The sequence below is a fragment of the Pectinatus frisingensis genome, assembly GCF_015732285.1.
GTDB classification, from domain to species: Bacteria; Bacillota; Negativicutes; order Selenomonadales; family Selenomonadaceae; genus Pectinatus; species Pectinatus frisingensis.
The window spans coordinates 1-18,599 of record NZ_WIQU01000029.1; the positions used below are offsets into that span (position 1 = coordinate 1).

The 18,599-nt window shown below is 40.6% G+C and carries 20 protein-coding genes; 8 read left to right on the plus strand and 12 right to left on the minus strand.

Annotated features, from left to right (window positions below):
• Nucleotides 1-103: 103 nt before the first annotated feature.
• The 3 genes from I6751_RS04815 to I6751_RS04825 all read right to left on the minus strand — a co-directional run bounded on the left by I6751_RS04815 (nucleotide 104) and on the right by I6751_RS04825 (nucleotide 3,089).
• Nucleotides 104-1,240, minus strand: a complete 1,137-nt coding sequence (locus tag I6751_RS04815; protein ID WP_196592275.1) for an efflux RND transporter periplasmic adaptor subunit — start codon at nucleotides 1,238-1,240, stop codon at nucleotides 104-106.
• Nucleotides 1,237-2,520 (minus strand): TolC family protein, encoded by a 1,284-nt coding sequence (locus I6751_RS04820; protein WP_196592276.1) that lies wholly within the window; start codon nucleotides 2,518-2,520, stop codon nucleotides 1,237-1,239. The genes I6751_RS04815 and I6751_RS04820 overlap by 4 nt, the downstream gene beginning before the upstream one ends.
• Nucleotides 2,521-2,624: 104 nt before the next feature.
• Entirely contained in the window at nucleotides 2,625-3,089 is a 465-nt protein-coding gene (locus I6751_RS04825; RefSeq protein WP_196592278.1) for a MarR family winged helix-turn-helix transcriptional regulator, read from the minus strand.
• Between the two features lie 223 nt (nucleotides 3,090-3,312).
• Here I6751_RS04825 and I6751_RS04830 point away from each other — a divergent pair, with 223 nt between their 5' ends.
• The 8 genes from I6751_RS04830 to I6751_RS04865 all read left to right on the plus strand — a co-directional run bounded on the left by I6751_RS04830 (nucleotide 3,313) and on the right by I6751_RS04865 (nucleotide 12,046).
• Nucleotides 3,313-4,380, plus strand: coding sequence for a type II asparaginase (locus I6751_RS04830; protein WP_196592280.1), 1,068 nt, complete (start codon nucleotides 3,313-3,315; stop codon nucleotides 4,378-4,380).
• A gap of 181 nt (nucleotides 4,381-4,561) precedes the next feature.
• Nucleotides 4,562-5,332 carry an IclR family transcriptional regulator gene (locus tag I6751_RS04835; RefSeq protein WP_196592281.1) on the plus strand — a complete coding sequence of 257 codons (771 nt, stop codon included), beginning with the start codon at nucleotides 4,562-4,564 and terminating at the stop codon, nucleotides 5,330-5,332.
• 264 nt (nucleotides 5,333-5,596) lie between these two features.
• The gene (locus I6751_RS04840; RefSeq protein WP_196592282.1) at nucleotides 5,597-6,880 is read left to right on the plus strand and encodes an MFS transporter; all 1,284 of its coding nucleotides are present in this window, start codon (nucleotides 5,597-5,599) and stop codon (nucleotides 6,878-6,880) included.
• 18 nt (nucleotides 6,881-6,898) lie between these two features.
• Complete coding sequence (locus I6751_RS04845; RefSeq protein ID WP_196592283.1) at nucleotides 6,899-8,284, plus strand: dihydroorotase; 1,386 nt, start codon at nucleotides 6,899-6,901, stop codon at nucleotides 8,282-8,284.
• A 30-nt stretch (nucleotides 8,285-8,314) separates the two neighbouring features.
• Entirely contained in the window at nucleotides 8,315-8,989 is a 675-nt protein-coding gene (locus I6751_RS04850) for an aspartate/glutamate racemase family protein (RefSeq protein WP_196592284.1), read from the plus strand.
• Nucleotides 8,990-9,037: 48 nt separating this feature from the next.
• Nucleotides 9,038-9,811, plus strand: coding sequence for a dihydroorotate dehydrogenase electron transfer subunit (locus I6751_RS04855; protein ID WP_196592285.1), 774 nt, complete (start codon nucleotides 9,038-9,040; stop codon nucleotides 9,809-9,811).
• Entirely contained in the window at nucleotides 9,804-10,718 is a 915-nt protein-coding gene (locus tag I6751_RS04860) for a dihydroorotate dehydrogenase (protein ID WP_196592286.1), read from the plus strand. The genes I6751_RS04855 and I6751_RS04860 overlap by 8 nt, the downstream gene beginning before the upstream one ends.
• Before the next feature lie 26 nt (nucleotides 10,719-10,744).
• Entirely contained in the window at nucleotides 10,745-12,046 is a 1,302-nt protein-coding gene (locus I6751_RS04865; protein ID WP_196592287.1) for a CapA family protein, read from the plus strand.
• 60 nt (nucleotides 12,047-12,106) lie between these two features.
• On the opposite strand, the gene I6751_RS04870 is transcribed toward I6751_RS04865, so the two are convergent.
• Genes I6751_RS04870 through urtD form a run of 9 tightly spaced genes read right to left on the minus strand, consistent with a single transcriptional unit; the run spans nucleotide 12,107 to nucleotide 18,591 of the window.
• Nucleotides 12,107-12,913, minus strand: a complete 807-nt coding sequence (locus tag I6751_RS04870) for an urease accessory protein UreD (protein ID WP_196598996.1) — start codon at nucleotides 12,911-12,913, stop codon at nucleotides 12,107-12,109.
• Nucleotides 12,906-13,514 carry an urease accessory protein UreG gene (ureG, locus tag I6751_RS04875; RefSeq protein ID WP_196592289.1) on the minus strand — a complete coding sequence of 203 codons (609 nt, stop codon included), beginning with the start codon at nucleotides 13,512-13,514 and terminating at the stop codon, nucleotides 12,906-12,908. The genes I6751_RS04870 and ureG overlap by 8 nt, the downstream gene beginning before the upstream one ends.
• Before the next feature lie 14 nt (nucleotides 13,515-13,528).
• Nucleotides 13,529-14,218 carry an urease accessory protein UreF gene (locus I6751_RS04880; protein WP_196592290.1) on the minus strand — a complete coding sequence of 230 codons (690 nt, stop codon included), beginning with the start codon at nucleotides 14,216-14,218 and terminating at the stop codon, nucleotides 13,529-13,531.
• Entirely contained in the window at nucleotides 14,211-14,708 is a 498-nt protein-coding gene (locus I6751_RS04885) for an urease accessory protein UreE (protein ID WP_196592291.1), read from the minus strand. Before I6751_RS04885 ends, I6751_RS04880 begins: the two co-directional genes overlap by 8 nt.
• 15 nt (nucleotides 14,709-14,723) lie before the next feature.
• A complete protein-coding gene (gene ureB / locus I6751_RS04890) occupies nucleotides 14,724-16,442 on the minus strand; it encodes an urease subunit beta (RefSeq protein WP_196592292.1) in 1,719 nt (572 codons plus the stop codon).
• Nucleotides 16,417-16,818, minus strand: a complete 402-nt coding sequence (gene ureB, locus I6751_RS13880; protein WP_196600328.1) for an urease subunit beta — start codon at nucleotides 16,816-16,818, stop codon at nucleotides 16,417-16,419. Before ureB (I6751_RS13880) ends, ureB (I6751_RS04890) begins: the two co-directional genes overlap by 26 nt.
• 15 nt (nucleotides 16,819-16,833) lie before the next feature.
• Nucleotides 16,834-17,136, minus strand: a complete 303-nt coding sequence (ureA, locus tag I6751_RS13885; RefSeq protein WP_196600327.1) for an urease subunit gamma — start codon at nucleotides 17,134-17,136, stop codon at nucleotides 16,834-16,836.
• A gap of 17 nt (nucleotides 17,137-17,153) precedes the next feature.
• On the minus strand, nucleotides 17,154-17,843 hold the full coding sequence (urtE, locus tag I6751_RS04900; protein ID WP_196592293.1) for an urea ABC transporter ATP-binding subunit UrtE: 690 nt from the start codon (nucleotides 17,841-17,843) through the stop codon (nucleotides 17,154-17,156).
• A complete protein-coding gene (urtD, locus tag I6751_RS04905; protein ID WP_231038000.1) occupies nucleotides 17,836-18,591 on the minus strand; it encodes an urea ABC transporter ATP-binding protein UrtD in 756 nt (251 codons plus the stop codon). The genes urtE and urtD overlap by 8 nt, the downstream gene beginning before the upstream one ends.
• Nucleotides 18,592-18,599 lie beyond the last annotated feature (8 nt).

Here is an 18,599-nt window from a genome sequence, read left to right on the forward strand (position 1 = left end):
CATGTGGTTCATAAAAACTCTTGGAGATTAAGAAATTTTGCTGTGGATAATACACCTGCCATTTTAAGGACGCCGTGAGGCTATTGCCAGAACCATTGCTATCTTATAACGGTGGACCTCCATGACTTGATGACGTTGAAGTGGTTTTGGGAGCGGTATAAGTGAGAGCTATTTTATCACCTTCACTTAGGCCATCGGTAATTTCAACATAATCATCACTGTAAATACCGGTTTGTATATATTGGTTTGTTGTTTTTCCGGCATCGTCGATCAATACTACGTATGAACCGTTGCTGTCTGTTTTAAGTGCGGCAAGCGGTACTGCCAATACATTGGGCTTATCAGCGGTGTTTATATCAACACGGGCGGTCATGCCAGGTTTAAGTAAACCATTATCGTCATCTATATCTAAAGTAACATAGTAATAGATTACCGATGAGGATGAGGAAGATGACGAGGAGGTGGATGATGAAGATGAGGCAGTATCCCATGAGTTGTCGGTATCAGTCTGGGATATTTTGGTAACTTTCGCGGTGAAGTTTTTGTTGGTATAGGCATCGACGGTGAATGTAGCTTCTTGTCCGACGTTTATGCTGCCGATATCGGTTTCATCGATTTTAGCCAGAATTTGTTTGCGAGATAAATCGGCTATGCGCATTATAACAGTAGGATTGCTGGTTCCTTGCACAGCCATGGTGCCAGGTGTCTGCGGTTTACCAACGATTATTCCGTCCATAGGGGAGGTGATGACAGTTTCATCTAAGTTGTATTTGGCTACTTCTACATCACTTTTAGCAGTTTCATAGTTGTACTCAGCGTCCTCAAAATCGGCTTTTGATTCAGCACCGATGGAATATAGATAATTGGCCCGATTATATTTCGATGATGTATTAGTTACTTTTTCCTGGGCTTTTTTGAGTTCGTTTTCTAAATCGGTGCTGTCAAGTGTAGCAACTGTCTGCCCTTGTTTAACATTATCATTTTCTTTAACAAGTACGGTTTTGATGCGCCCGGTAATTTTAGAACTGACATCGACCGCTTCTACCGGATATACAGTACCAGTCCCGGATACTATTGATTTCAGGTCCATGCGCTGTACGGTATAGATATTGTCACTGGATATACTGTTAGTTGTCGCCTGTTTACTTTGCCAGTATTTATAACCGGCGAAGCCGATTAAGGCCAATATTATCAGTCCTGCTACAATTTTTATGATTGATTTTCTTTGTAATTTTTTCATTTAATCGTTTCTCCGTCGTCATCTAATCCCATCGTATTTTCCAATTCGGCTTTGTAACGGGCATAATCGTATTGGGCGCTTATGTAATTTAATCTTGCTGTGGAGAGAGCAAGTTGGGCATCGGTAACATCAAGAGTCGTTCCGGCACCAACTCGGTATTTTTCCTGGGCAATGAAAAAATCTTCTTCTGCCTGGGCAACCGCTGTTTGAGTTGAATTAAAACGTTTTTCAGCTTCCTGCATATTGAGGTAAGCCTGTCTCACTTCGAGGTCGATGGAGTCACTTTTTTGCTGTAATGTCAGCTGGGCTTGGTTGAGTTCTGCTTCGGCAGCGTTTACATTGGCTTTGGTGAGCCCGTTATCAAAAACGTTCCAGCTGGCCGACACGCCGATGGTATAGTCATGGTCCATGTCACTTGGCAGGACTTGCTTGTCCCAGTTAGAGCTGACAGAGGCGTCAACCGTCGGTTTGTAATCAGCTTTAGCGAGTTCTACGTTTTTTTGTGCGATTTCATAGTCTAATTTTGCTTCTGTCAAATCTTTGCGGTTATCAGCAGCATAGGAAAGACAATAGGGCATTTGATAATCAAATGGAATGTAGCGGAAAGTGTCAGTGAGCTGCAACGGTTCATCACGATTCATTTTAATGATGTTTTTAAAGGTTATTACCGATATGTCGTAACTATTGCGAGCTTTTATCAAGTCTTGCTTGGCATTGGATAAGGCCACTTCCGAGCGGAGCAAATCAGATTTTGGCACGCTGCCGGCACTATATAACTGTTGTACATTGGTTAGATGCTTGTCATAGTTGTTAACTGATTCCTGATCGACATCAATGTTTTGCTGTGCCTCCAAAATATCGTAATAGGCTTTTACTGTATCGTATTTTATATTTTCAACAGTGCGCTGGGTATTAAGGGTGCTTTGAGCCATTGACTGTTCTTTTATGGCTGTATTGATTTGTTTTTTCCCTGCAGTATATAACGGGTAAGCAGCCGACACGCTGGTATTGTTGTCACGTTCATAATGTGCATCAGCACCGTTGGAGACAGTAGTCGTATTGCCGAGTGTGATGGTAAAGCCATATTTAGCTTTCGTGCCGTTGAGTTCTGCCTGAGCCTGATTTTCTTTTTGTGAGGCGATTTTTATATCTAAGTTATTTTGCAGAGCCATTTGTACAGCCTGATCAATAGATAAACTTTGACATTGACCGATAGTCGTTTGAGAAAAAATAAGAGAAAAGGAAAAAAGTAGTGTAAGATGTTTGGATTTTAAGTTCATAATATACTCTCTTTCGCATATTCTTTAATAATACTGGATAAATTAATATTATATAAATAAATTTTGACTAAACTATGGCATCCGGCTGAAAAATTAAGATATTTTTATTGAAGTAGATCATTTATATTCAGCCGATTGTTTTGCATGACTTTATAGGCTTTGTTTATAGTGCGTATAGTAGTCAATATATCTTCATCGACAAAGTCGTTAAATAATGTGCAGAGCCATTGATGATACTTATTGATGTAGATATCATAATATTTTTCACCGAGTGTGGTGAGTGTCACAGTAATGACGCGCTTGTCATCGGTTTGCTGGTGTTTTTGCAGAATGTTTTTTTGTTCTAGTTCATTAATCAGTTTAGTTACACTGGGAGCGGTTATTTTTAAACTTTTACTGATGTCACTTATTTTAATATATTTTTTTTGTTTTGAAAGAGTGTGTACGGTATCTATGATATTGATAAGGCGGGGCTTTCGCAGATCTTTTGGCAGGGGAGGCATAAGGCTGCCCATCTTTTTAGCGGTAAAACATGCATCCAGAAAATTTTTTATTAGTTCAGAATTCATAATTTCTCCTGATAGTTATCATTGATAATTATTATTAGTAATTATATGTGTAGAAAAAGATTTTGTCAATAAATGCAATAAAACAATCATATAAATCATAATAAATACAATGAATAGTATGAATGAATAAAATATTGTTATTATTTGTAGTATTAAGTAAAACATTGTAGAAATATATTATAATTTCTTAAATAATATATTTATTTAGGAGGAGAGATGAACAATGAAGGGGAAGATTTCTGTTTTGTTTATGGCTGCGCTTATGGTAATATTTGGAATGTCGACTGTATTTGCAGAGGCTGGCAAGCCCAATATTGTAATATTGGCTACAGGCGGCACTATTGCTGGCAGTGCAGCATCAGATACGGCTACAACAGGGTATAAAGCGGGGGCAATCGGGGTGAATGCACTGATAAATGCTGTGCCCGAAATCAAGGATTATGCTAATGTATCAGGTGAGCAAATCTGCAATATTGACAGCAAGGATATGACAGATGCAGTTTGGCTTAAGCTTGCCGACAGAATAAATGAGCTTTTGAGTAAAGATGATGTGGATGGTGTTGTAATAACCCACGGTACTGATACATTAGAGGAAACGGCATATTTTTTGGATCTTACGATAAAAAGCAAAAAACCGGTCGTGATTGTCGGGGCGATGCGTCCGGCAACGGCAATCAGTGCTGACGGACCGATGAACCTTTTGAATGCGGTACGTGTGGCGGCAAGCAGTCAGGCAATCGGTAAGGGGGTGCTTGTGGCAATGAATGATGAAATTGACGCGGCACGCGATGTTACTAAGACCAATACATTGGCAACGAGCACTTTTAAAGCTCCGGAATTAGGTGTTTTGGGATATATCGAAGATGGTACGCCTGTTTTTTATCGCGAAACAACACGCAGAAATACTATCAATAGTGAATTTTCTGTAGAAAAAGTCACAGCTTTGCCTTATGTGGCAATTATCTATGGACATGCTGACGGAGATAAAGCATTAATTGATGCTGCCATAAATGCAGGGGTTAAGGGTATTATTTATGCAGGTACAGGCAACGGCAGTGTTCATAAAGCTGATGAAGCAGAGTTGGCAAAGGCGACAACCTTGGGAATAGTAGTTGTAAGAAGTTCAAGAGTGAGTAATGGAGCTGTTATTGCTGCAGAACAATCATATACTAATGAACATTTTCTTAATGGTGGGACATTGAATCCACAAAAAGCACGCATTTTATTACAGTTGTCTTTGTTAAAAACACATAATTTGACAGATATACAAAGAATATTCGATGAATATTAATATCATAACAAATAAATAATAATTATAAATTTACATGCAGCAAATATTCATTAATAATGCGATGAGGTGGTAACAGAGAATATTGTTTATTTCATATGGGTTTAAAAGCGTAACTGTGATATAATATTTGAAAATAAACAATAAATTGATTTATTATTATAAATTTGTAATGAGGTATTTTATGGAATGGTTGGATCGTTTTGTGCAAGTTATGGATATTTTATCATCCGAGCGATATTCGGGCGGGATAGGAATAACTGTGTTATCTAGAGAGTGTGACATCAGCAAAAGCACCTTGCATCGTATGCTTCAAAGTATGATTGACCACGACTTAGTCCTTCAACAGGCTGAAACTAAGAAATATCAGCTTGGTCCCAGAGCGATGGTTTGGGGCAGCAACTTTATAAAAGGACAAAATGTGGCAAAATTTTTGGGGAAATATTGTACTGAGTTAGCAGAAAAGACTAAGCTGTATTCTTTTTTATGCAGATTTTCCGCCGATAAATTATACTGCATCGTTACGCGGCAGCCTTTGTTGGAAGGACACACATATTTTGTCGGCATAGGACAGATGATGCCATGGCATTGTTCAGCTTGTGCCAAAGCCGTATTGGCTTTTCAACCATTGGTTTTTATTGATAAGATACTGAAAGGGAAGAAGGAAATCTATACTAAAAATACTATTATTGATAGTGAAAGGTTGAAAAAAGAGCTGATTGAGATCAGGGAGAAGAATATTGCATGGTGTCGGGAAGAAATGGAAATAAATGTATCTGCCATGGCCGTACCGGTATTTTCTCAAGGGAATAAGGTGGAATATAGTTTTTCTATAGTGGGAAACAATGAATATATTATGAAAAATCAGATAGAATTGAAGAAAATATTGCTTGATATAAGTAAAAGGGCTAGCGACGATATATCTATTGCAAATACTTTGACGACCATGATATAAAAATCGAAAAAGATTTTGAAATCATATTGACAAGTAAGTGATAATTATCTATTATAAAAGTACACTATAGAAAACACACCATGGTATATGCAATGACGCATAGTAATGCACAAATTGTATATACCATTTTTTAATTCCGTTTAACGGAACAAAGTTTCTTTAAAAGGAATTATAAAGGAAATATAATTAAAATGAAATGTTTTGTTATAGTGTGAAGGAGTTTATAATGCAGAAATTTTATGAGATATGAAGGGGAATGATAAAATGGGAAAAAATCATGTTGAGGGAGAGGAAGGGCAGCACATAAAGACACTTATAGGTGCTGTCTTAGGTTATGCTGCTGATGGTCTGGATGTCTTTTTGTTATCTTTTGTTTTAATTTTTATAATAAAAGATTTTAATTTGACCACGGCGCAGGCCGGCAATCTTACTTTAGCCACTACGATCGGTATGTGGGTGGGGTCTTATATATTTGGATATCTGGCAGATAAGTATGGTCGCACAAAGACGTTATCATTATCTATAATATTATATGCCATAGGCACCGGCGCCATTTATTTTGTCAATGATTATACAGTTTTACTGACATTGCGGTTTTTGATCGGTCTTGGCATTGGCGGTGAATTTGGTATAGGCATGGCAATGGTTACTGAGACATGGGCACCTAAAATGCGGGCAAGAGCAACTTCGTGGGTATCACTCGGCTGGCAGGGCGGTGTACTGATCGCAGCGATAGTGCCGGCTACAATAGTTCCGTTTTTTGGCTGGCGGGCAGTATTTTTAGTGGGGCTTGTTCCGGCTTTGGTAGCCATTTATGTACGTATGCATTTGAAAGAACCTATATTGTGGCAAAAAAGACGTAACCGCCAGATAGAGTTGGAAACCAAAAGAAATAATAATAATCTTTCAGCTGAAGAAGAAAAAGAATACTATCATATTGCCGGTATGCCCTTAAAAAAATTGTTTTCCAGCAATAAAGTGACAGTGACGACTGTCGGATTGACAGTTATGTGTCTGGTACAAAATTTTGGCTATTATGCCATATTCAGCTGGATGCCCACTGTTTTGTCGCAGAAATATGGATATAGTCTGGCTAAGACAAGCGGTTGGATGATCATTTCTATTGCCGGTATGATTGTGGGAATAACTTTATTTGGTATATTGGCAGATAAAATAGGAAGAAAGAAAACATTTGCAATGTGGTATGTGGGCGGTACCCTTTATTGTATCTTATATTTCTTTTTATTTACCAGTCAAGCCAGCTTATTGTGGGGCAGTTTTTTCCTAGGCTTTACAGTAAATGGCATGATGGGGGGATATGGTGCTGTAATAGCAGAAAATTATCCGTCGGAAGCAAGATCCACAGCAGAAAATCTTATTTTTGGTACCGGCAGGGGATTGGCCGGTTTCGGCCCTTCGATTATCGGTTATCTTGCTGTTGGTGGAAACATATTGAGCGCAATGAGCTTGGTATTTGTCATTTATCCTGTTGCATTGGTATGCATGCTGCTTATGATACCGGAAACAAAGGGTGTAGATATAGAATAATAAAAGAAGGTAATTAATATGTTTGATTTGGTTGTAAAAAATGGAAGAATAGTTTCAGGTAATGAAATAAAAAAAGCTAATGTTTATGTTAAAAACGGTAAAATTGTCAGAATTTCTGATGAGGATTTGGAAGCAAAGCATGTTGATGATGTAAATAATGCTTTTGTTATACCGGGAGGAATAGATCCGCACTGTCATTTTCGTGATCCCGGTGCTGCATATAAGGAAGATTTCAGCCATGGAACAGCTGCGGCAGCGGTTGGGGGAATGACAACTGTTTTTGATATGCCTAACACTAATCCGGCAGTTCTTGATAACAAAAGCTTTATTTATAAAAGAAATTATTTTGCGGATAAAGCTTTTGTCGATTACGGTTTATGGGGATTATCTCTGGGAGACTTAAATTTAAATACATTGGATGAAATAAAACAGGCCGGCGGGGTAGGAATAAAATTTTTTTGGGGATATGCTATCAATAAGGCTACAAATGCATTAATATATAATTATGAGCCAGGTCAAAACGGTGTTATACCGCCGCTTGACGACGGTGAAGTTTATAAAATTTTTGAACGAATAGCCGATAATGGACATGTTTTGGCAATACATGCCGAAAATAATGAGCTTATCAGCATGTTGACAAAACGAGTCAGGGAAAACGGGGAAAATGATTATGAGGCTTTATTGAAAGCGCGTCCTACGCTGGCAGAAGTGCTTACTATACAAACGGCAATAGCGTTTTCACAGGCAACGGGAGCTCATCTGCATATACTGCACGTAACTTCAGGTATGGGAGTGGACTTGATTCGTGAGGCCAAGGCCAAAAATATAAATGTCACAGCAGAAACTTGTACACATTATTTGTTTTTATCAGATAAAGATTATGGTAAAATTGGATCAGGGATGAAAGTATATCCGCCAATAAAACGTGAATCCGACAGGCTGGCATTATGGGAAGGGCTTAAGGACGGCACATTGGATTATGTTTCATCTGACCATGCACCGCATGCAGTAAGAGAGAAGCAGGGTGATTTGTTTGAAATTCCTTCCGGGATGTGCGGCGTAGAAACAACTTTGCCGCTTATGCTTAATGAAGTCAGCAAAGGAAAAATAACATTACCATTTTTAGTGCGGATTCTATCGGAAAAAGCAGCAGGTTTGTATAAGATCGATGATAGGAAGGGTGCTGTTAAAGTTGGCAATGATGCAGATTTAGTAGTTTTGGATATGAACAGAAAACAAAAAATATTGAATAAAAATTTGCACAGTAAGGAACCATTTACGGCGTTTGACGGATTCGATATCACAGGCTGGCCGCAAAGGACATACTTGCGGGGAATCTTAATAGCAGGTGACGGAGAAATACTTAATAAACCGGAAGGGAAGTTCCTGCGTGCCAATTATTGATTTAAGGAGGAAAGGCTTTAAGCCGGTAAAATGAATTTATTGATTGTAAATCCAACAGGTAATAGAAGTCTTAATGACAAGATTTATGACAGGGCAATTTATTCTGCCAAAATAACGGCCAGAAACAGTGAGGACCATACTAATATATCAGTTATAAACATTGCTGATGCTGCTGGGGAACTCGCTACAGCAGACAGTTTGGCAAGTCTGCCGGACTTGATTTTGAAGGCACTTCAGCCAATCGCACATGCATATGACGGAATCATAATAGCACACAGCAGCGATGCAGGAGTCAATTTTCTAAAAGATGCCTTGAAAAAAACTGTCATTGGTATAAGTTATTCTGCTATTTACACTGCGTTTCCATTAGGGAAAAGGATGGGAATGTTTGTAGATAAAACACAAACAGCAATAATGCAAAAACTTGTCGATGATTATAAAAAAAGTATTCTTGCTGATGTGAAACTTTTACCGGTTGATATAAGCAGTGGTAATGAAGAAACCATATTGGAAAATATGCGGCAGACGATAGAAAAAATGACAGATATCAATCGATTGGATTCTATTATAATAGATGATATAAATATGAGTTTTGCGATGAAACCACTGTTTGATTTGTATAAACTGCCGGTCATTGACGCAGTCATGTCTGCTGTATCAGTAACGGAAAATATCATATTTAATAAAAAATGGCTTGAAGCATAATCGTGTGAATGTTTTTGATTGTATTATCAAGCAGGGGAGGCAGTGTGTTTGAAAAAATTTTTCATTGAAGGATGTATTTTGATTAATGAAAAAATTCTTGATGATGTTTATTATATGCTTTTACAAGCACCGGAAATAGCTGATCATGCAGAACCGGGGCAGTTTGTACATGTTAAGAAAAATAACAGTATCAATTTTTTGCGGCGTCCATTAGGAATAGCGGAGGTTGATAAGAAAAAGGGCACAATAAGCTTAATTTACCGGATAATCGGCAGGGGAACAGCAGAATATGCAGCTATGACAGTGGGTGAACAGCTGAGCATAGTCGGACCGATAGGCAATGGATTTATGATTAAAGAAGGACGGCCACTGATTGTCGGTGGGGGAATGGGTATGGCTCCGCTTGTTTTTTTGGCAGAACGATTACAAGAAAAGAAACCTCTGGTTCTTGTCGGTGGGAAAAACGAACAAGAAGTATTTTGGCCTAAATATATGGAAAAGTATGCCGATAAGATTTATGTGACCACTGATGATGGTTCACTGGGGTTCAAGGGATTTACAGTACAGTTTCTGCCGAAAATTTTAGAGGATAACGCTGTCGATGATATCTATACATGCGGGCCCGATATCATGATGCATTCGGTTGCTAAGATTGCTAAGAAATATGGAAAAAGCTGTCAAGTATCCATGGAAAAAAGAATGGCCTGCGGAATAGGGGTGTGTCTGGGCTGTACCTTTACCGATAAAATTACCGGTAAACGACGTAAGGTTTGTGTTGATGGTCCGGTATTCCCGGCTGAGGAGGTATTCGACTATGAATGAGATATCCTTAACTGTGGATATAGGCAGACTGCATTTAAAGAAACCGGTAATGGGGGCATCAGGAACATTTGGCTTCGGTCGAGAGTATGAGGATTTTCTTGCTGTCCATGAAATAGGAGCAATAGTCACTAAAGGGCTTACTCCCTTGCCAAGAGAGGGAAATCCAGGCGTAAGAATTGCTGAAACACCGGCGGGAATGCTCAATTCCATTGGTTTGGAAAATCCCGGAGTGGATGCGTTTATCAGGGATATACTGCCTAAAATAAAAAAATATCATGTGCCGATTATTGTCAATATATCGGCGGGGACAGTTGAAGATTATGGTGAAATGGCACAAAAGCTGGATATCGTAGGTGTAGATGCATTGGAAGTAAATATTTCCTGTCCTAATGTCAAAGAGGGGGGCATCGTTTTTGGAACTGATCCCAGATCGGCTGCCGCAGTTACGTCTTCGGTAAAAAAACACACGGGGAAGACCGTAATAGTGAAGCTGTCACCCAACGTGACTGATATAAGCTGTATGGCCAGGGCCGTGGAAGCTGCCGGCGCTGATGCGGTGTCATTGATAAATACCATCACCGGAATGGTGATAGATATTAACAAACGAAAACCTTTGCTGGGAAATGTGACTGGTGGATTATCCGGTCCGGCAGTAAAGCCGGTAGCCTTGCATCTGGTATGGCAGACTGCCCAGAGTGTCAAAATACCGATAATCGGTATGGGCGGAATAATGAATGGTGAAGATGCCGTAGAATTTTTACTGGCGGGTGCCAGTGCAGTGGCAGTCGGAGCGGGAAATTTTGCCAATCCGCGGGCAGTAAAAGATGTGACGGACGGCATTGAAAAATATATGAGAAAAAATAATATACATAATTTGGATGAAATTATTGGGAAATTAGAAGTATAGATCTTTTTAGTAAAGAAGGGTTGATTTTGTCGCGAATAAGTATAGCTGCTGTCGGTGATTCATTCATTACACAGCATCTGCCGCATGATAAAAAATTTGCGGATTTGCGGGACTATTTTTTGCAATACGATGTCAGATTTACTAACTTTGAGGTACTGCTGCATGATTTTGAAGTTTATCCGGCGCCTGTCAGCGGTGGTACATGGGCGGCTGCAAGACCGTATGTAACAGAAGATATCAGGGAACTCGGGTTTAATATTGTAGCATGGGCGAATAATCATAATATTGACTGGAATATCGAAGGGGTATTGACCACGTTGCGGCACTTGGAAAAAAGCGGCCTGATTAACGCCGGAGTAGGCCGTAACCTAGCGAAAGCGGCGCAGCCACGGTATATCGATACACCCAACGGACGATTGGCGCTGATAGGTGTCACTTCAACTATATCAGAGTGGGGGATGGCCAGTTATCCAAGAGCAGATGTTTTAGGAAGACCGGGAGCAAATGTGCTTCGTTATCAGGCAGAGCATATCGTTCTGCCTGAACAGCTGGAAACGTTACGGGAAATAATTGGTCAGACAGAAATAAATGCCAACCGTCTTCTGAATGAAAAGGAAGGTTTTACGAAACCATTGAAAGACGGTTTTTTTATAAATGATATCTGCATCAAAGCCGGTGCTGAACCGGGCACAGTCACAAAAATGAATATGCAGGATGCACAGCGAATTGTAAGATCGATACAGGAGGCAAAACGTCAGGCTGATGTTGTCATTGTAAGCCATCATACCCATGAAAGAAAAGGCCTTGACAAACAGCTGCCGGCTGATTTTGCCAGGGATTTTGCCCATTTATGCATCAATAATGGCGTGCAGGCCTATATTGGTCATGGGCCTCATATTTGGCGCGGTATTGAGATATATAAACAAAAACCGATCTTTTATAGTCTGGGAAATTTTATTTTCCAGAATGATTTAGTTGAACGGCAGCCTGCTGAGTTTTATAATCTTTATAATCTGGGCGGTGAGGATACTGTGGCTGATGGACTGGATATCCGCAGTGCTAATGATACTCGCGGCTTGGCAGCTGACAGACGTGTTTTCGAATCGGCGGCAGCAGCCTTTTTTGTTGAGGATGGCAATGTCACCGACATACAGTTAAGACCATTGACATTAGGTTTTAAAAATGGTCGGGCACAACGTGGCAAACCTGAGTTTGCTGATGCAGCAAATGGTAAGCGCATATTAAATGAGATAGCTGCGTTATCGGAAAAATATGGGACAAAGATAAAAATAGCAGACAATATGGGTGTAATAAAAATAAATAATTGATACTGAATTGACCTTCATAAATCAGATTTAATAAATCCAACTTATGAAGGTCAATTTTTTTTACGGTCTTAATTGTACTTTTATCAAGTTAATAAGGTTTACTAAAATTTCGCTGGAATAGGCAAATACTTTTATACATAAATGATTAGTGCTGAGGAGACTCACGCCACTGTCAATGTTTGTCTGTGTATCGATAAATTCCCGGATTTTTTTGCTCAGTTTTTCAGCATTTTCAAAATTGAATAGAAGAATTGTTGCCAGGTGGGTATATCGTTCATAAAAGCCAAATGATGCCAGGTTTTGCTGATCAGGGAAATAACGGGCATTTTCAAAGTAACAAAGTTGTGTACCTTCGTAGACTTTCAGTAATGCAGTGTATTTTTTATAAAGAAAGTGTTCCTTGTGTTCAGTCCGGCCGCTGCTCAATATTTCACTGTAAAAAAGTTTTGCGGTATTATCAGTAAGATGAATGACAGTATCACTGGCAAAAGCGGATCCAGCAAAGGGAATGACGGGCTGCGGCATATAAAAAAGTAACGTGTTTTCCGCTAAGATGATCCTGGTACTACGCCGGCCTTCTCCATCAGGCATTTTATGGATTTTTTCGTATGATTGTGAAGTTAATTCTACACTGGTTCCTTTTTGCAGACAGATGGTTATCTTTTGCTGATCACCAGACATGATGCCTGCAGAGGCAGTTAGAATCATATAGCGTGTAATAGGAACGGAGCAAAATGGTTGCATTACTTTGAAGGGGGCTGTAAAGTAGACATCATTAAGAAGGGTTTTTCCTAGTCGGCAGCAAAATTCTAAAGACAGACAGGAAGGTTTTCCATAGGCGCTGTTGATATTTTTCTGCTTAGACATCTTCAAGCAGAGCCTCATGCTTTATCCATGCTATGATTTTATCGATACCCTTGTTTTCCCGGATATTGGTGAATAAAAAAGGTTTGCTGCCGCGCATTTTTCGGGCGTCGCGTTCCATTACGGAAAGATCAGCTCCGACATATGGTGCCAGGTCAATTTTATTGATAAGCAAAAGATCTGACCGCATTATGCCGGGACCGCCCTTGCGGGGAATTTTATCACCTTCAGCTACATCAATGACAAATATCGTTTTGTCGGCGAGTTCAGGGCTGAAAGTAGCAGATAAATTATCACCGCCGCTTTCAATGAAAAAAATTTGTACATCGGGAAATTTTTCACTCATTACTTCAATAGCATCAAGATTCATTGAAGCGTCTTCTCTGATGGCTGTATGGGGGCATCCGCCGGTTTCCACGCCGACTACGCGTTCTTTTTCCATTACCGAATTTTTAATCAGGAATTCGGCATCTTCTTGTGTATAGATATCATTGGTAATGACGCAGATGCTGTAATCACTTGACAATATACGGGTGAGTGCTTCTATTAATGCGGTTTTGCCGGAACCGACCGGGCCGGCTACACCGATTTTTATATAACTCATGAATAATCTCCTTTTTATGACATATATAGGCGAGAGTATAATGTTTCGTGCTGCATTGCCCGAATATCGAATCCCGGTGTTGACAAACAGAAATCGTCTATTGAAAGAGAATGAAGCTTATCTAACAGTTGCGGCCATTGCACACTGCAGCTGCGCAATATTTGCTGGCCGGAAGTTTGACTTAATGGGATGCTTTTCACACATGTGTTTATGAGACTGGCTGCCTGTGCGTAAATGTAATGCAGGCAGGAATCCGGCAGTGCAATGTCTGCCGCCGAGCAGAAAACACCGTAAGCTATCGGGTGGGCGTGAAGCCGGGACTGCGATATATAGTGGTAAAAATTATCATCAATTGAAGGTAATGGCAGGGATTGGACTGTTTTTATAAACCTCGAACCTAATTTAATGGCGGCCTGACGAAGCTCTAAAGGAGCCTTTGCGGTCAAAAAAATTTTTTCCAGATAATCAACAGTAGCTAAATCGTGGCTATTAGTTTGTTCATAGGCAAGCTTGACAGCCAATAATTCGCTGTATAAAAAAGCTGATGTCATATATTGTGTAAGCCATTCCTGCATACTTGAAGCATCAGTTACCAATTCATGCTGTACATAAGTTTCCAGACCGTAAGAGTGAATATAGGTTCCTATTGGGAAAAGAGCATCATTTATCTGCAATAATAAAAATTTTTGCTCAATGTTATTCATTTGTAGTCTCCGCTGTGTGGTGGTGATTGTGTACGGCTGAGCCGCCAATGCGCCAGTGATTGTCAAGACGTCGATTTTCTATAACAAAAGAAATATGCAGTTTTTTCAGCAATTCCGCAAAAGGGTGATCGTAAGGGATAATGAATTCTTCATTATCGGGCAGATAATAGAAAGGTGCATGACGATTGCCGGTTTCATAGCATAATGTAATAATTTCCAGTTTGTTGTGGCATGATACTGTCAGGCATTTACTGGGAATAATCTCAACAATAATAGCATCACTGTCATCGGCAATCGCCAGCACATCACCATACCATAAACCACGCTGCTGTTCTTTGTCTGATAAGCGTACAGCAATATCACGTCCCTTATGGCTTGTCAGACGATGGATTTTCTTTTTGCTGTCATACCATTCGATATTCACTATGTCCATAGGATAATTTTTGAATTTTTCATCGTTCATGTTTCCGAGTATATGGTCAATCAGCATGATGGTACCTCCCTATTAAAATAGATTATACAATTGTGCTAATGGCAGCTTTGGGGCTGGTTTGCTGACCAAGCGGATGCCATCAACGTGTACGGCATATGTTTCAGGATCTACATCAATATGCGGTGTGGCATTATTGAGCACCATATCTTTTTTGCTGATTGTGCGGCAGCCATGAACCGGGAGCACTGTTTTTTCCAGTTTTAAATTTTTCCGGATATCACTTTTCCAGGCTGCTTTGGATACAAAGGTTATGCAGCTGGGGTATTTTGCTTTACCATCTGCACCAAACATGTGACGATAAAAAACCGGCTGTGGTGTAGGTATGGATGCATTGGGATCTCCCATCTTAGCTGCGGCAATCATACCGCCTTTTATAATTATTTCAGGGCGCACGCCAAAAAAAGCAGGGTGCCAGATGACAAGGTCAGCAAATTTACCTTTAGTGACAGAGCCGACATATTCAGAAATTCCTTGCATTATGGCGGGGTTGATTGTGTATTTTGCAATATAACGACGGATGCGAAAATTGTCATTTTCTCCCTTTTCTTCCGGTAAACGACCGCGTTCTTTTTTCATCTTGTCAGCTGTCTGCCATGTACGGGTGATTACTTCACCGACACGGCCCATGGCTTGTGAGTCGGAACTCATCATGCTGAAAACTCCCATGTCATGTAAGACATCTTCTGCGGCAATTGTTTCCGGACGTATCCGTGAATCGGCGAAAGCGACATCCTCGGGTATGCGGCTGTCGAGATGATGGCACACCATCAGCATGTCAAGATGTTCATCAATGGTATTGACAGTAAAAGGCATTGTCGGATTGGTGGAAGAGGGCAGAATATTGCGGAATCCGGCAGCCTTTATAATATCGGGAGCATGTCCGCCGCCGGCTCCTTCTGTATGATAAGTATGGATAGTCCTGCCGGCTATGGCTTTCAATGTATCTTCTACACAACCGGCTTCATTAAGGGTGTCGGTATGGATGGCTGTTTGAACGTCATATTTGTCGGAGACTTGCAGGCAGGCATCAATTACGGCCGGTGTCGCTCCCCAGTCTTCGTGAATTTTTAAGCCCGCGGCGCCGGCTAATATTTGCTCTTCCAAAGGCTGTATATTGGAACAATTCCCTTTAGCCAAAAATCCCAGATTCATCGGATATTCATCAGCAGCCCGCAGCATCTGGGCCAGATTCCATGGCCCGGGTGTGCATGTGGTGGCATTTGTTCCGTCGGCGGGTCCGGTGCCGCCGCCGATCATCGTGGTTATACCGCTGTAAAGTGCCGTATCTATTTGTTGCGGACTGATGAAATGGATATGTGAATCAATACCACCGGCAGTGACAATCATACCTTCGGCGGCAATAGCTTCAGTTGAAGCTCCAATAGTCATTCCGGGAGTTACATTGTCCATTATGTCAGGATTGCCGGCTTTGCCGATACCGGCAATTTTACCGTTTTTTATACCTATATCGGCTTTACATATATTGTATGCATCAATGATTAAAGCGTTTGTCAGGACAAGGTCAAGGTCACCGTCATTGCTGAGGGTGTTTACTGATTGTCCCATACCATCGCGCAGTGTTTTCCCGCCGCCGAACTTTACTTCATCACCGTAGCAGGTATAATCTTTTTCGACTTCAAGAAAAAGTTCCGTATCGGCTAGGCGGACTTTATCACCTGTTGTTGGACCAAACATCATTGCATATTCAGCGGCTTTCATTTTTCGGCTCATAATTTACTCCTTTCTGTATAAAACCGGCTCTTTCTGCTCGTCCCAAGGCCAGACGCCGGGTGTCGTCGTTTATATGGGAGCAGGTCAGGGCATTGAAACCGAATACTCTTTTATTACCGCCAACAGCGGTTAAATGTACAGTCTTGTTTTCACCGGGTTCAAAACGTACTGATGTACCGGAAGGAATATCAAGCCTCATACCAAAAGCTGCATTTCTGTCAAAAGATAGGCAGCGGTTCACTTCGAAAAAATGAAAATGCGAACCTACCTGCACCGGTCTGTCACCGGTGTTACCGACAAGTATTGTCATAGTGGGACGTCCGCTGTTTAGTTCTATATCACGGTCAGCAGTTATGATTTCTCCAGGGATCAACATCTTTACACCTCCTTTTTATTGAATTGGATTATGGACAGTTACCAGTTTTGTTCCGTCGGGGAAGGTAGCTTCAATCTGGACCTCATGTATCATTGAAGGGACTTCCTCCATGACATCATTGGAAGTCAATATTTTACGCCCGGACTGCATCAGCTGTGTTACTGTTCTGCCCTCCCGGGCTAATTCCAGCAGCTGTCTGCTGATATAAGCTATAGATTCCACATAATTAAGTTTAATGCCGCGTTCTTTACGTTCTTTAGCTACAGTACCGGCATAATGCAGCAATAATTTTTCCATATCTTTAGGTACTAAATGCATAATGTTCGCCTCCTTGTTTAAATGGAAATTTTATGTTGAATTGTCTCTTTATCCATGTCACAAACAAAACCTTGGGCAACTATGGTACCTTTGTCCATGACATAGTAATAGTCAGCAATGTCAAGTATAAATTCCAAATATTGTTCTACGATTAAAATCGTGTAGCCTTCTTTTTTTAGATGGAGAATGACTTTGCCAATATCTTTGATAATCGATGGCTGTATCCCTTCAGTCGGTTCGTCAAACATTAATAGTTTGGGATGGGCAACCAGTGCTCTGGCAATGGCAAGCTGTTGCTGCTGACCACCGCTTAAATTGCCCCCTTTGCGCGCGAGCATTTCTTTTAATATGGGAAATAATTCGTAAACTTCGGGGGAAATATTGCCTTTGCCGTTATTTACTTCCAGGCCAAGCTGTAGATTTTCCTTTACCGATATATGGGGGAAAATATCCCGTCCCTGGGGCACATAACCGATACCGGCACGGGCACGGGCGTAAGTCGGCTGATCGATAATTTCGCTGCCCTGCAGACGGATACTGCCGCAGGGAGTATTCACCAGTCCCATGATGCTTTTTAGAAAAGTGCTCTTGCCGACACCGTTCCTTCCCAGTAAACACACTATGCGTCCTTCTTGTACATCAAGGTTGATATTCTTTAGTATGATACTTTCACCATAAAAGGCCTGTAAATTTTTTACCTCAAGCACAGTTTTCACCCCCTCTGCCCAGATAGACATCAATTACTTTGGGATTGTTTTGTATTTGGTCTATACTGCCTTCATCCAATATACGTCCTTCATGCATCACTGTCACTTTAGTGGCATATTCCCGGACAAATTCCATATCATGTTCAACGATGATAACAGTACAGTGCTGGGCTATTTTCTTTAACAGTTCACCTGTTTTGGTGGTTTCTTTGCGGCCCATTCCGGCAACTGGTTCGTCAAGCATGATGAGCTTTAAATCTTGGACTAAAAGCATAGCTATTTCCAGCCATTGCTTTTGTCCATGTGAAAGTTCAGATGCCATTTTATTACGATAGTTTTTTAAATCTACCAAGGTCAGTATTTCGTCGATTTTTTGTTCCTGTTGTCTTGTTAGCTTCTGCAGCAGTGAGGAGCAAATACCACGTTTCTTGACCGCGGATACCTCCATGTTTTCATGGACGGATAAGCTCGTGAAAACCGAAGGTACTTGAAATTTGCGACCAATACCTATATTAACTAATTTATGTTCAGGATAACGCATGATGTTTTTGTCACCGTTGAAAACTATGGTTCCTTGCTGAGGATGTATTCGTCCGCATATAGCATCCAGTAAGGTTGTTTTGCCGGCGCCATTAGATCCGATAAAAAAGCGGATTTCACCTTTTTCTATTTTGGTAGTAACACCGTTTAATGCACGAAATCCATCAAATGATACTGTTAGATCCTTAATTTCGAGAATTGTATTCATAGCACACC

What these genes read in the sequence shown, in the direction of transcription:
- I6751_RS04815 (WP_196592275.1), bottom strand. Translation starts at nt 1,240, where the DNA reads ATGAAAAAATTACAAAGAAAATCAATCATAAAAATTGTAGCAGGACTG.
- I6751_RS04820 (WP_196592276.1), bottom strand. Translation starts at nt 2,520, where the DNA reads ATGAACTTAAAATCCAAACATCTTACACTACTTTTTTCCTTTTCTCTT.
- I6751_RS04825 (WP_196592278.1), bottom strand. Translation starts at nt 3,089, where the DNA reads ATGAATTCTGAACTAATAAAAAATTTTCTGGATGCATGTTTTACCGCT.
- I6751_RS04830 (WP_196592280.1), top strand. Translation starts at nt 3,313, where the DNA reads ATGAAGGGGAAGATTTCTGTTTTGTTTATGGCTGCGCTTATGGTAATA.
- I6751_RS04835 (WP_196592281.1), top strand. Translation starts at nt 4,562, where the DNA reads ATGGAATGGTTGGATCGTTTTGTGCAAGTTATGGATATTTTATCATCC.
- I6751_RS04840 (WP_196592282.1), top strand. Translation starts at nt 5,597, where the DNA reads ATGGGAAAAAATCATGTTGAGGGAGAGGAAGGGCAGCACATAAAGACA.
- I6751_RS04845 (WP_196592283.1), top strand. Translation starts at nt 6,899, where the DNA reads ATGTTTGATTTGGTTGTAAAAAATGGAAGAATAGTTTCAGGTAATGAA.
- I6751_RS04850 (WP_196592284.1), top strand. Translation starts at nt 8,315, where the DNA reads ATGAATTTATTGATTGTAAATCCAACAGGTAATAGAAGTCTTAATGAC.
- I6751_RS04860 (WP_196592286.1), top strand. Translation starts at nt 9,804, where the DNA reads ATGAATGAGATATCCTTAACTGTGGATATAGGCAGACTGCATTTAAAG.
- I6751_RS04870 (WP_196598996.1), bottom strand. Translation starts at nt 12,913, where the DNA reads ATGTCTAAGCAGAAAAATATCAACAGCGCCTATGGAAAACCTTCCTGT.
- ureG (WP_196592289.1), bottom strand. Translation starts at nt 13,514, where the DNA reads ATGAGTTATATAAAAATCGGTGTAGCCGGCCCGGTCGGTTCCGGCAAA.
- I6751_RS04880 (WP_196592290.1), bottom strand. Translation starts at nt 14,218, where the DNA reads ATGAATAACATTGAGCAAAAATTTTTATTATTGCAGATAAATGATGCT.
- I6751_RS04885 (WP_196592291.1), bottom strand. Translation starts at nt 14,708, where the DNA reads ATGCTGATTGACCATATACTCGGAAACATGAACGATGAAAAATTCAAA.
- ureB (WP_196592292.1), bottom strand. Translation starts at nt 16,442, where the DNA reads ATGAGCCGAAAAATGAAAGCCGCTGAATATGCAATGATGTTTGGTCCA.
- ureB (WP_196600328.1), bottom strand. Translation starts at nt 16,818, where the DNA reads ATGTTGATCCCTGGAGAAATCATAACTGCTGACCGTGATATAGAACTA.
- ureA (WP_196600327.1), bottom strand. Translation starts at nt 17,136, where the DNA reads ATGCATTTAGTACCTAAAGATATGGAAAAATTATTGCTGCATTATGCC.
- urtD (WP_231038000.1), bottom strand. Translation starts at nt 18,591, where the DNA reads ATGAATACAATTCTCGAAATTAAGGATCTAACAGTATCATTTGATGGA.